This window comes from Clostridium sp. (genome assembly GCF_021443865.1).
In the GTDB taxonomy this organism is placed as follows: Bacteria; Bacillota; Clostridia; order Clostridiales; family Clostridiaceae; genus Clostridium.
On the sequence record NZ_JABUTB010000056.1, the window covers coordinates 1 to 13,511 of the forward strand.

A 13,511-nucleotide genomic window follows, 5' to 3' on the forward strand; every position below is an offset into this window, starting at 1 on the left:
TAGAGTAGCGGTCTCCAAAACCGTTGGTTGTGGGTTCGATTCCTACTGCCCCTGCCAAATCTTAAGACTAAAAAATGTTTTTAGTCTTTTTTTTTATATATTTTTTATACGGTAAAGTATATAATAGAAACTATAAAATTCATTAATATATAGTGGGGAATAATTTATATGATATATAAAATGAGGAAAGTGATAATACTTCCAATAATAATAGGTATTATTATTAATAGTCTATGTTTCCAAGTCAGTGCAGTTAATAATGATAAAAAGAATATAGTTTTTAAAAGAATAACTGTAGATGATGGGTTGTCTCAAACCACAGCTCAATATTTATTTCAAGACAGTAAGGGCTATATGTGGATAGCAACAACAGATGGGTTAAACAGATATAATGGACATGAATTTGAAGTGTATAAGTATAGAGAAGGTTATGATAAAAGTATAAGTGACAACTATATTTCTGCTATAAGTGAAGATGAAGAAGGAAATATTTGGGTTGGAACTGGAAGAGGCTTAAATAAAATAAATACTGACACAAATGAGATAAAAATGTATATTTCGGGTGTTGATGGATGTACCTTATCTGATAATAATATAACGGAAATACTAATTGATTCAAATGAAAATATGTACGTAGCAACTGAAAATGGATTAAATTTATATGATAAAGAAAAGGATAACTTTATAAGGTTATATTCGGATAAAGACATTAATAATAAATTATCTAGCCAAATTATCTATGCAATAGATAAAGATTTGGATGGAAACTTGTGGATAGGCACTAAAGATAGAGGATTAAATAAAGTTAATAAGAAAACAGGGGAAATCACTTACTATTTTGCAGATGGATTAAGCAATTCAATTTCAGATAATTTTATATATGATTTATATATAGATGGTAATAATTTATGGATAGGTACATATAACGGGGGATTAAATAAGTTAAATATAGAAACAAATAATATAGAGCACTATAGTAACAATCCAAATGACTCAAGGTCTATTGCCAGTAATACTATTAAAAATGTATATAAGGACAAAAATAAAACAATTTGGATAGCAACAGATAAAGGTCTTAGTAGGTTAGAGGAAAAGGAAAATAAGTTTATAAATTATACTTCAAGGATATATGACACTCAAAGCTTAGTTAGTAATGATGTATTGTTTTTAACAGAAGATAATTCTGGATCAATATGGGTAGGAACTTATGATGGAATAAGTATTTTTAACAATCAAAATTCGTTTACTAATTATAAAAAAGATTATTTAGACAGTAATTCATTAAGTGATAATATGATAGCTGGAATATATAAAGATAATGACGGACTTATTTGGGTAGGAACTGTTCAAAATGGTCTAAATATTATAGATAAAAAAAATAATACTATAACTAAATACAAAAGTTCAAATGATGAGAACTCTATTAGTAATGATAATATAAGGGATATTACTGGAATTGATAATGAGATTTGGATAGCTACTGAAAATGGGCTAAACAAATATGATAAAAATACAAATAAGTTTACAAGTTATTTCTATGAAGATGAAAATTCTGTAGTATCAAATAATATAAGAAGTTTATTTATAGATAAAGATGGTGACTTATGGATAACAACTGAGGAAGGTGTTTGTACCTTTGATAGAAAGAATAATTTCCAACATTATAATGAATTATTTATAAGAAATGATATATCCGACAATATGTTTTCAGGAATAGCTCAAGATAAAGACGGTGATATATGGATAGGCGCATCTATGGAAGGTGGCTTAATTAGATTAAATAAAAAAACTAAAGAAATAAAAGTATATAGAAATGAAGTGGACAATAAAAAAAGTATAAGTTTTGATGCCGTAAAAACTATAGCTGTAGATGAAGATAATAATGTTTGGGTTGGTACTGCATATGGGTTAAATAAATTTAATAGAGAAGACGAAAGCTTTATTAGATATAATGAAAATGATGGATTACATAATAGTTTTATTTATGGAATTTTAGTTGATAATGAAGGAAATCTTTGGATTAGTACCAATTATGGTATATCTAAGTTTAATATAAAAAATAATAAATTTATTAATTATGATGTAGCAGATGGATTACCAGCAAATGAATTTAATGGTTTTGCATATCACAAAGCTAATGATGGGGAAATGCTGTTTGGTGGAATTAATGGACTAACTTCCTTTTATCCACAGCAATTAAAGGAAAAGAATTTTATACCTAGCGTAGTTGTAGGAAGTGCATATACAAATCAGGATGAACTTCTAGATTTGAATAAAATACATTTAAAATACAAAAATAATAATATACACTTTAATTTCTTTTTACCTGATTACGGAAATGTAAAAAAAATTCAATATGCTTATAAGCTAGAAGGACTAGAAAATGAGTGGATATTAGCAGATGATAGAAACTATGCTAGTTATACTAACTTAGAGGGTGGTAAATACACATTTAAAGTTAGTGCAAGAAATTCTACTGGTGAGTGGAGTAAGCCTACCAATGTGAGTTTTACCGTAGGAGTAAAACCGTGGAAAAGTCCTTTTGCATACATGATTTATTTATTGTTGATATTTATGATAGTATATGTAATTTGGAACAGAGTTAAGATACTAGATAGCCTAGTTGAACAAAGGTCTAATGAGTTAAGTAAGAAATTCAAAGAAAATGAAGAACTGTATAATAAATTAATTCAAAATGAAAAATATAAAAATAATTATTTTATTAACCTTTCTCATGAACTTAGAACTCCGTTAAATGTTATAATTTCAGTTGAACAACTTATAACAAAATTAAATCATGATAAAAAAGTTATTCCAAGAGATAAATTAGATTACTACATGGATGCAATAAGTAAAAACTCAAATAGGCTTTTAAGGTTAATTAATAATATAATAGATACATCTAAAATAGAGTCAGGATCATATAAGTTAGACTTTAAAAAGCATAATATAGTTTATCTAGTAGAAGAAATAGTTTTATCTATGAAGGATTATATTGAGTCAAAAGGAATTGAATTAATCATAGATCCAGAAATAGAAGAAAAGATAATAGAATGTGATGAATTAGAAATAGAGAAATGTATAGTTAATCTAGTTGGTAATGCTGTTAAGTTTACTGAAAGTGGAGGAAGGATAGAAGTTAAAGTATCAGACCTTGGAAACTCAGTAAGAATATCTGTAAAAGATACAGGAATAGGAATAGATAAAAGTTATCATAATGCTATTTTCGATAGATTTGGCCAAGCATATAATAATGTATCTGAAGAATTTGGAGGAAGCGGATTAGGATTAACACTTACTAAACAGCTAGTTGCTTTACATAAGGGCAAAATATTTGTTAGAAGTGAAGTTAATAAAGGAAGCGAATTTTTAATTATTTTACCGACAAAACAAAGATAATTTATTCATATTGACAGTAGTAATTTACAATGATAAGATATATTTATTAAGTATATGGATTGTTACTGGAATGCAGGCAATACCTAAATTGGGGTGTATTAATATACTCTAGTTTAGGTATTTTATTTTCCAAGTGTAAGGAGAATGTAAGATGATTGTTGAAAAAATATTGAACAATAACGTAGTTGTATCAATAGATCCTAATACTAAAAAAGAAGTCATAATTATGGGGTCGGGAATCGCCTTTAAGAGAAAAGTTGGTCAGGAGATAGAAGAAGATAAGATCGAAAAAATATTTGTTGTAGATGATAAAAAAATGAGCAATAAGATAAAGAAATTAATAAATCAAATTCCAGATGGAATATTTGAATTAGCTCATGAAATTATTGGATATGCTACTAAAAAATTAGATAGAAAATTAGATAAACAAATATACATATCTTTAGCTGACCATATTGCTTTTGCTATAAAAAGATATAAAAATAATATACAAATAAAAAATGATTTGCTAGATGAAATAAGAAGAATTCATAAAGAAGAGTTTTCAGTTGCTTTATGGGCAGTAGATTATATTAATAACAGACTAAATATTAACTTACCTGAGGATGAAGCAGCCTTTATTGCATTACATTTAGTTAATGCAAGTTATCAAGAATCCTCAAAGGAATCTATTATTGCAACTAATATAATTAAAGGTGTATTAAACATTATAAGATATTATTATTCAGTAGAGTTTAATGAAGATGATTTAAATTATGATAGGTTATTAACACATTTAAAATATTTTGCAAAAAGGGTAGTTACTAATAATCAAAATGATGATAACAATAGTGAATTTATTGATATAGCTAAAAAGAGTTACCCAGAAGCATATGAATGTGCTCAAAAGGTAAAAGCCTATGTTAAGGCTAATTATAATTATAATGTTAATGAAGATGAAATAGTTTACTTAACTATGCATATACATAGAGTCATTTCTGTGCTTAGAAGTGCTTAATTATTATTTATATCTTTGAAGGGTTTGGACTTAAGTAAATTTTACTTAAGTCCTTATTTGAATATATTTAGGAGGAAAAATGGATATTAGCTTATTTTTCAAAAAATCCTTTGGGGTTTTGCAAAGGATAGGGAAAGCAATAACTTTACCTATAGCATTATTACCAGTTGCAGGACTATTAATGGGAATTGGTACTTTATTTGAAAATCAAGATTTTCTAAATATGGTTCCTATTCTATCAGGAAGTGGATTCCAAATGGTAGCAGATATAATGTCCACATCAGGAAGTATAATATTTACTAATTTACCATTAATATTTGCAGTTGGAGTTGCCATTGGAATGACCTCTGGAGATGGAGTTGCTGCATTAGCTGCCATAATTGGATTCTTAATAATGAATGTTACTACAGGAATAATTGTGGGAGTGGATGTATCACAAATTCCAAGTAATCCAATGTACACTACTGTACTAGGAATACCTACTTTATCAACAGGAGTATTTGGCGGGATTGTTATAGGACTTATTTCTGCAGTACTATATCAGAGGTTTTATAATATAAAATTACCTGAATTTTTAGGATTCTTTTCTGGAAAAAGATTTGTACCCATAGTAACAGCTATATCTGGATTAATTCTAGGAATTATTATGTCAATTATTTGGCCTCCTTTTCAAAATTTTCTTTTGAATTTTTCTAGAAGCATGATTAGTACAAATGAAACTCTTTCTGCATTTATTTTTGGAGTTATAGAAAGAGCATTAATACCCTTTGGATTACATCATATTTGGTACACGCCTTTTTGGTATCAATTTGGTGAGTACATAAATTCTTCAGGTCAATTAATAGTAGGCGATCAATCTATATTCTTTGCTCAGTTAAAGGATGGAGTAGAATTCACAGCAGGTACATTTATGACTGGAAAATATCCATTTATGATGTTTGGACTACCAGCAGCTGCATTAGCTATGTACAATGAAGCTGAAAAGGGAAAGAAAAAGCTAGTTTCTGGAATATTATTCTCAGCAGCACTAACTTCATTTTTAACTGGTATAACAGAACCAATAGAATTTATGTTTCTATTTGTAGCCCCAGTTTTATTTGCTATACACTGTATCTTTGCAGGATTATCATTTATGATAATGCAAATATTAAATGTTAAAATCGGATTAACCTTCTCAGGTGGCTTAATAGATTTTATTTTATTTGGAGTAATACCAAATAGAACAAATTGGATATGGGTTATAATAGTAGGACTTGGGTTTGCTGTAGTATATTATTCAGGCTTTAGGTTCATAATAAGAAGTCTAAATTTAGAAACTCCAGGAAGAGAAAAGGATGAAAATAATATAAATATAGATATGTCTAGTGAACAGCTTCCTTATGAAATTCTTAATGCTTTTGGAGGCGGAAAAAATATTAAATATTTAGACTCATGTATAACAAGATTAAGAGTAACCGTTAATAACTATTCAATTGTTAAGAAAGATAGGTTAAAAGACTTAGGTGCAGTTGATTTAATGGTAATAGGGAATAATATTCAAGCAGTTTTTGGCCCTCAATCAGATATCATTAAAGAACAAATGAAGGATATTATGGATGGAAAAGAAATAGTAGTAAAGAAGAAAAATAAACTAAAAAAAATGAAAAGTGGAATAAAAACCGAAAAGAAAATAAGTATTCCTCTTTCAGGAAATTTAGTAAGACTTGAAGAAGTTCCAGATGAAATATTTTCTATGAAGATAATTGGAGACGGATTTGCTATAAATCCAAGTGATAATATTTTAAAATCGCCAGCAAGGGGAATGGTAATTACCTTAGCTAAGGAAAAACATTCTATTACAATTAGGACTTTAGATGGATATGATATACTAATGCATATAGGAATAGATACTTTAAAATTAAGAGGAGAAGGATTTAAGGCTTTTGTTGAAGAAGGAGATATAGTAAATGTAGGAGATAATCTAATTGAATTTTCTTTAGAACTTATAAAGGAAAAAGCAAAATCTCCAATAACGCCAATTATATTTAAGGGACTAGAAAATGATAAATTTATATATTTCGAAAATAATAAAAAAGTTGAAGCCTTAGAAGAAAATGTAGTTCAAATACATAAGAAATAAAAAAGATAATATTATATTTATTGATATATAATTATTAAAAATTTGGGGAGGTTTATACCATGAAAAAGGAAAAAGTTGAATACAATTTTTATACTAAAGGAGAAGAAATTGCAAATGCTGTAACTCATGGTGTAGGGGCTATTTTATCAATTATAGGAAGTATATTTTTAATTTTAAAATCTCTAAAGACTTCTAATAATTATGCAATTACTGGAGTATGGGTTTATTCTATAGCATTAATAATACTATACTTAGGCTCCACTCTATACCATAGTATACCTGGGAAATTAGTAAAAAGAATACTTAGAATCTTAGATCACTCATCAATTTATTTATTAATAGCTGGAACATATACTCCAATTATATTAATATTTTTGAGTAATGATAAGAAATCTATGTATTTGCTTGTTTTCTTGTGGGTAATTGCATTACTTGGTATATTATTCAAAGCTTTTTGGATAGATAAATTTGGACTTTTATCAACAATTTTATATATACTTATGGGTTGGACAATTATTTTAAATATAAAAACAGTACTTCTTTTAATACCCTTTAATATACTAATGTTTATAGTGTCTGGAGGAATTGCTTACACAGTAGGATGTATATTTTTTGCTGTGGATAAAATGCCATATAATCATTTTATTTGGCACCTATTTGTTATGATGGGAAGTGCTTTACACTATGTGGCAATTTTCTTAGGAATACTTTATATAAGTTAATAAGTTTTTAGTTAAAGAGCAGTTATAAAAATAGCTGCTCTTTATTTTTAAAAATTTTTTTGAAAAATTTATACTTTATATTGCTACTTTTTTATAAATACATGTTAATAGATTATTATTAAATTTCCTTTATAATATTGTAGATAATAATACTATAATCACCATTAATTACTAGGGATATAAAAGTTATATAGGGTTAATATAATAGTGTAAACATCAAAGCTTTTAATTGATAACTTCACTTAAAAGCAGTTTACTAAACCAACAGCCGAAGGAGGAATTACAAATGGCAAAAACATTAGTTCCAGAAGCAAGAAAGGGATTAAGTGCATTTAAAAATGAAGTTGCATCAGAGTTAGGAGTTCCATTTAGTGATTATAATGGAAACTTAACTTCAAAACAATGTGGTTCCGTTGGTGGCGAAATGGTAAAAAGAATGGTAGAACAATACGAAAATTCAATAAAATAGCCACAGGAACAAAGAACCTAAGGTATTTAAAACAGGATGGATATACCGCCAAAGAATAAAGTAGTTTTACCGTTCTAAAAAGGGAGAAGCTCATTTAAAGTAAGATTTTATATTTTACATTAAGTGGGCTTCTTTCTTTTTTAAAATTTTCAGAAAATTAAGAATAGTAGAGGAATATAGAGTAAATTAAAAATAAACTAATCAGATGAGTAATAAAGAGACTTAATGAAGAATGTAAATATATATGTATTAGTGTACTATTTAATTAATACACTAGTACTGTATAGAAAGGAGATAACTTTATGGTGCTTGAATTAAATACAAAAGAGCCTATATATCTTCAAATAATTGCTTATATGAAAAAGAAAATAGTTTCTGGGGAATTAAAAGGAGGAGAAAGAGTTTTGTCTGTTAGAGAATATGCAAGTGAAGCTAAAGTTAATCCTAACACAATACAAAAAGTTTATAATGAACTAGAAAACCAAGGACTAATTTACACCCAAAGAGGAATTGGAAAATTTGTAACAGAAGATGTAGAAAAAATTAATTCTTTAAGAGAAGAATTATTTAACGAAGCTATAGATAAATTTATAGAGGATTCAAAATCATTAGGATTTACTAAAGATAATATATTAGCAATTATATCAGAGAGATATAAAGAGGATTAAAATGAGTAATTTATTAGAGGTAAATAATATAAGTAAAAAAATTAAAGGTAAAGAAATATTAAAAGGAATAACCTTTAATTTAGAAAAAGGAAAAGTACTTGGGATAATGGGACCAAATGGACAAGGTAAGACCACATTATTAAATGTTATTCAAGGATTTCTAAAGGCTGATAATGGTGATATTAAAGTGGATGGAAATCCACAAAGTGCTTTAACTAAGAAAGATATTTCTTTCCTTCAAGATATGAATATTTTTAATAAATCCATGAGAATAAAAGATGCTATAAGTTTATATGTAGATTTTTTTGAGGATTTTAATAAAGAGAAGATGGATTATTATTTAAGTTTTATGAACTTAGATAGCTCAGCTAGAATTAAAGATTTATCAAAAGGAATGATGGAAAAATTTAATTTATCCTTAGCCTTAAGTAGGAAAGCTAAACTTTATATGTTAGATGAGCCAATTTCAGGAGTAGATCCTGTAGCTAGAGAAAAAATACTTGATGCAATTCTAGAAAACTTATCAGAAGATAGTTCTATGATAATAACCACTCATTATATAGGTGAACTTGAAAGAATATTTGATGAAGTTATATTTTTAGGTGATGGGAAGATAGTAGAACATGGAGATGCAGAAGAACTTAGAGAGAAGTATAAGGGATCCATTGATGAAATATATAGAAAGACTTTTGCAGAGTAAGATAGGAGGAGGGGAAGTTTTGAAAAATATTATTAATTTATTAAAGTATAACTTTGGGAAGTATCACATGAGTAAAAGTAAAATATTCTATATAATTGGATTAATTATTTTATGTTTTAATTTTATAGGGATGTTCACCAAAATACCATTTCTTAGTGAAATAGTTTCCTTATTGAATGTAGGATTTGTAGTGACCTTTTTATCAATAAATTTTGTATGGCAAATAGTTAGATTCCAAACACAAATATCTAAAGAAAAAGGAAAATTGCTTTTCACATTTCCTATAAAATCTAATGAATTTATGATAGCCAAGATTATTGAGTTTATTATTATTCAAGGGATAATAGTTCTTATTACAAATTTAGTATCATTAATTTCAGGAAATAGTTTAGGGGGATTAGTTAATTTATCTTCTACTGCAGTAATGTATGGAACTGTAATTGCATATATTATCATAATTTCTTTTATGGTAATTTGTTCATCTTATATATACAATACAGCTTTAGCTATTTTAACAGTAATAATAGGTGGGAGTATAGTTCAAGGAATTGTTGAAGGGATTATAAAAATTGTAACAAATCTTTTACCTTATATTTATATGAGAATCGGTGCTCGTATTGAAATTGATTTATTGTATTCACTTCTGAGTTTGGCATGGGTTATTTTTATTGTTTATCTAGCAATATATCATTTAGATAAAAAGCTAGACATAATTTAGGAGGGGGAAAAATGAAAAAGTATATTAATATTACAATTGCTATAGCTTTAACTGCTTTGTTATCTGGATGTGGAATAAGGTTTGGAGTTGAAAGTAGAAATAATAGTGGAATTACAGAAAATGATTCTAGTAATAGCGGGGAAAGTATTAGCATATCTGAAACTATTACTGATATAAACAAATTAGATATAAAAATAGATGTAAGTAATATAAAAATTAATTATTATGATGGAGAAAATGTTAATATATCAGGGAAATTAAGCAAATACTCTAAGGGTTTAAGAACAGAAAAAAAATCTAATAGTTTAATTATTATTGAAGAATCAAAAAATAGTAAGAATTTAAAGGCTGATTATAGCAGTGATTTAGTAATAGATATTCCTAGAAAATTTAATGGGGATTTTGAATTTGCCTTTGGTGTAGGTGAAGGAGAAATTAATGATTTAGAATTAAATAATATGAAAATAAGTAGTGGAGTAGGGGAATTAATTTTAAAAGAAATATCTTTTGATAAATTAGAATTAAAAAGTGGAGTTGGTGAAACAACTTTAGAATCAAGTAAAAAAACAGGCGAAATCAGCATAGAAGGTGGAATTGGTGAAACTAATGTATCATTAGGAAATATAAATGGAAACTTAAAATTTGATGGTGGAATGGGTAGTGCAACTATTAAGGTTCCAGTTAATGCACCAATAAATATTACTTCAGAAGCAGGACTTGGAGATGTGAAAATAACAGCAAAGACATCAAATGAAGGAAAATATACCTTTGACGTTAGCGTTGGATTAGGAGATATAAAGATTACCAATTAATTATCACCTTTAGAATAGAGAGAGATAAATATCATATGAAGGCGACTTGGAGCGAAGCGACGGAGCAAAGAATATAATATCTATAGCCTTCCTGTTGTATAAGTAATTTAAAAGTGATAAAATAGAACAAAAGTTCGCAAAGATTAAAGGTGATAATATGAAGAAAATTAAGATATTACAAGCAGGAGATTTACATTTTGATACTCCTTTTAAGGACTTAGATAAAAACATATCTATAATAAGTAAAGAAGAATTATTAGAAGTATTTAGCAAGATAATAGATATAGCTATGGATAACTCTGTTGATATATTATTATTAACTGGGGATATTTTTGACAATTTAACTATAAATAAGAAAACACTTATATTTATTAAAAATCAAATTGAAAGAATAGATAATATAAGAGTATTTATATCACCTGGAAATCATGATCCTTATAATGAAAAATCCTTTTATAAGATGATAAATTGGCCAGATAATGTTCATATATTTAAAGGAACTATGGAAAATGTAGTTTTAGAGGACTTAAATACTGTAGTTTGGGGAGCTGCCTTTAATGAATACCATGTAAGAAAGAGTATGCTTAAGAATATTAATATTAAAGAAAATTATATTAACATAATGACTATACATGGAGACATTTCTAATACTGATGATGGAAATGAATATAATCCAATGACTATAAAAGATATTGAAAACAGTAAATTAGATTATATTGCTATTGGTCATAGGCATAATTTTAGTGGAATATTAAGAGAAAATAATACTTTTTATGCTTACGCAGGTTGTCCACAAGGAAGAGGCTTCGATGAAGTTGGAGATAAGGGCGTAATTATAGGTGAAATAACAAAAGGAGCAGTAGATTTAAACTTTGTTAGAACATCAAAAAGGAATTATTATGTTGAAGAAATAGATATAAGTAATTCCGTAAGTTATGATGAAGTAAGGCTTAAAATCCTATCATCTATTAATGAAGAAGAAAGAAAAAATAATTTATATAAGATAATACTTAAGGGAGAAATAGAATCTTATATTAATCTTAATGAAGCTGTAATATTAGAAAAAATAAAGAGAGATTTCTATTTTGTAAAGGTTATTGATAAAACAGAAGTTAAGCTAGACTTTGATAAAATATCAGAAGATTATTCAATTAAAGGAGTTTACGCAAAAAAACTATTAGAAAAAATGAAAGAGGAAGATTGTGATAAGGAGATTTTAAAAATGGCTTTAAAGCTAGGTATACAATCTCTATCCCATGAGGAAGTGAATTTAAATGATTATAAATAAAATTAATATAATTTCTTTTGCAGGATTAAAGGATAAGGAAATTAACTTTGAAGAAAAAATTAATTTAATTTATGGAGAAAACGAAAAGGGGAAAAGTACTATTCAAAACTTTATTAGAGTTTGGCTTTATGGAATGAACTCTAAAAGGACTAAAGATTTGAAGAACAATGACAGAGTAAGGTTTGCTCCAATAGATGGGGAGAAAATAAGAGGAGAGTTATATGTAACTCATAATAATAGAAAATATATAATCAAAAGAAGCTTTGGAGCTACTAAAAAAGAAGATACATCTGAAATACTAGATGTAGAAAGTGGAGAAATAATTGCAGAAATTCCAAAGGATGAACCAGGAAGATATTTTTTAAATGTAAATTCATCTACCTTCTTTAAAACATTATTTATAAATCAATTAGGTGTTGCTATTTCTAAGGATAAGGAAGAAGAAATAATAGATAAAGCAGCTAATTTGCTTGATAGTGATGATAGTAATATATCTGCTCAAAAATCAATAGAAAGACTTGAGGCTATTAAAAAGTCTATATCTACTGTTAGAAAGACAGGAGAATTAGATATATTAAGAAATAGGCTTAATGATTTAAATCAAGAAAAATACGAAGGATATAAGCTATCAGAAGAAAATATAGATATGGAGAATAATTTAATATTCTTAAGAGAAAAAAGAGCAGGTTTAAGAACAGAAATTAAAAATTTAGATATCTATAAAAAATATTTAAAAAAATCAAAATTACAAAAAGAATATGAAGAAATCACTGAATATTTAAAGAAAAGAGAAGAGCTAAAGAAAAAAGAAAGATATATAGAAGAAAGTATTTCCTCTAGAAATGGTGTTATAGATGAAGTTTTACTGAATGATATAAAGGATGAAAACTCCCTTTATTTTAGTCTTTTAGATATGAAGAGCGAAGAAGAAAAAAGTTTAAGTAAAAGCAAAGAAATTTATTCTGATAAAAGGGAAGGCTATGAGAATCTTTTATTCATTGAAGAATTGTCTAGTGAAGACAAAAACGCTTTTATGAAGGCTGTTATGGAGAAAGACAATTTAACAGAAAAGATTAAAAAATATGAAGAATTAACTAAGGAAATAAATTTAATAAAAGAAGATATATCTAAAAAGGAAAACTATATAGGAAGTGCAATAAACTTTAAAGGTGTTAGGGAAAAGATAGGGGCCTTATTAGAAAAGTATGAAGATAAACTAAAGGAGCTTAAATTTAAAGCTGAAAGCTATAATAATAAATCAAATTTAGAAACAGAGAAATTAAAAAATAATTTTAAAGTTTTTTCATTAGCATCTCTTATAAATATTATCCTTTTAATAGTTTTAGTAATATTCTATAGAAAAAATATGTTGTTAGTTGGATTTACTGGGGGAATTTTAGTTCTTTTATTATATAAAACTATAACTTTAAAAATTGAAATGGGAAGCGAAGGTAAGTCTTCTTTAAATATTAAAGCATTAGAAGATGATATAAGGAATATAGAGAAAGAGATATTTAAACATACTAAGTTAGTTGAAGCATCATCCTATGAGGATTTTATTAAAAAATTAAAGTTATTTGATGATTATAACAGCTATTTAGAAAAACAAAATATTAAAA

Annotated in this window: 11 protein-coding genes; all 11 read left to right on the forward strand. The window is 26.8% G+C overall.

The genetic code is table 11. The annotated features are described in order from the left end of the window. The first annotated feature begins 168 nt into the window (after positions 1-168). Positions 169-3,399 (forward strand): sensor histidine kinase, encoded by a 3,231-nt coding sequence (locus HUJ77_RS10540; RefSeq protein ID WP_291708545.1) that lies wholly within the window; start codon positions 169-171, stop codon positions 3,397-3,399. Positions 3,400-3,550: 151 nt separating this feature from the next. Beyond that, positions 3,551-4,396, forward strand: a complete 846-nt coding sequence (gene licT / locus HUJ77_RS10545) for a BglG family transcription antiterminator LicT (RefSeq protein WP_291708546.1) — start codon at positions 3,551-3,553, stop codon at positions 4,394-4,396. A gap of 79 nt (positions 4,397-4,475) precedes the next feature. Continuing rightward, entirely contained in the window at positions 4,476-6,515 is a 2,040-nt protein-coding gene (gene ptsG, locus HUJ77_RS10550; protein WP_291708547.1) for a glucose-specific PTS transporter subunit IIBC, read from the forward strand. A gap of 59 nt (positions 6,516-6,574) precedes the next feature. Beyond that, on the forward strand, positions 6,575-7,237 hold the full coding sequence (locus HUJ77_RS10555) for a hemolysin III family protein (RefSeq protein WP_291708548.1): 663 nt from the start codon (positions 6,575-6,577) through the stop codon (positions 7,235-7,237). Positions 7,238-7,523: 286 nt separating this feature from the next. Next, on the forward strand, positions 7,524-7,706 hold the full coding sequence (locus tag HUJ77_RS10560) for an alpha/beta-type small acid-soluble spore protein (RefSeq protein WP_291708549.1): 183 nt from the start codon (positions 7,524-7,526) through the stop codon (positions 7,704-7,706). Between the two features lie 302 nt (positions 7,707-8,008). After that, complete coding sequence (locus HUJ77_RS10565) at positions 8,009-8,374, forward strand: GntR family transcriptional regulator (RefSeq protein ID WP_291708550.1); 366 nt, start codon at positions 8,009-8,011, stop codon at positions 8,372-8,374. 1 nt (position 8,375) lies between these two features. Beyond that, positions 8,376-9,074, forward strand: a complete 699-nt coding sequence (locus HUJ77_RS10570; protein WP_291708551.1) for an ABC transporter ATP-binding protein — start codon at positions 8,376-8,378, stop codon at positions 9,072-9,074. 19 nt (positions 9,075-9,093) lie between these two features. After that, positions 9,094-9,792 carry a hypothetical protein gene (locus HUJ77_RS10575; protein ID WP_291708552.1) on the forward strand — a complete coding sequence of 233 codons (699 nt, stop codon included), beginning with the start codon at positions 9,094-9,096 and terminating at the stop codon, positions 9,790-9,792. 11 nt (positions 9,793-9,803) lie between these two features. Further along, complete coding sequence (locus HUJ77_RS10580) at positions 9,804-10,604, forward strand: DUF4097 family beta strand repeat-containing protein (RefSeq protein WP_291708553.1); 801 nt, start codon at positions 9,804-9,806, stop codon at positions 10,602-10,604. A gap of 157 nt (positions 10,605-10,761) precedes the next feature. Beyond that, positions 10,762-11,892, forward strand: coding sequence for a DNA repair exonuclease (locus HUJ77_RS10585; protein WP_291708554.1), 1,131 nt, complete (start codon positions 10,762-10,764; stop codon positions 11,890-11,892). Then, positions 11,879-13,511: AAA family ATPase (locus HUJ77_RS10590; protein WP_291708555.1), on the forward strand; the 1,633-nt coding region annotated here is incomplete at its 3' end. The genes HUJ77_RS10585 and HUJ77_RS10590, both read left to right, overlap by 14 nt.

Excerpts from the sequence above, each read along its gene's own strand:
- HUJ77_RS10585 (WP_291708554.1), top strand. The coding sequence starts at position 10,762 with ATGAAGAAAATTAAGATATTACAAGCAGGAGATTTACATTTTGATACT.
- ptsG (WP_291708547.1), top strand. The coding sequence starts at position 4,476 with ATGGATATTAGCTTATTTTTCAAAAAATCCTTTGGGGTTTTGCAAAGG.
- HUJ77_RS10570 (WP_291708551.1), top strand. The coding sequence starts at position 8,376 with ATGAGTAATTTATTAGAGGTAAATAATATAAGTAAAAAAATTAAAGGT.
- HUJ77_RS10580 (WP_291708553.1), top strand. The coding sequence starts at position 9,804 with ATGAAAAAGTATATTAATATTACAATTGCTATAGCTTTAACTGCTTTG.
- HUJ77_RS10560 (WP_291708549.1), top strand. The coding sequence starts at position 7,524 with ATGGCAAAAACATTAGTTCCAGAAGCAAGAAAGGGATTAAGTGCATTT.
- HUJ77_RS10540 (WP_291708545.1), top strand. The coding sequence starts at position 169 with ATGATATATAAAATGAGGAAAGTGATAATACTTCCAATAATAATAGGT.
- licT (WP_291708546.1), top strand. The coding sequence starts at position 3,551 with ATGATTGTTGAAAAAATATTGAACAATAACGTAGTTGTATCAATAGAT.
- HUJ77_RS10565 (WP_291708550.1), top strand. The coding sequence starts at position 8,009 with ATGGTGCTTGAATTAAATACAAAAGAGCCTATATATCTTCAAATAATT.
- HUJ77_RS10555 (WP_291708548.1), top strand. The coding sequence starts at position 6,575 with ATGAAAAAGGAAAAAGTTGAATACAATTTTTATACTAAAGGAGAAGAA.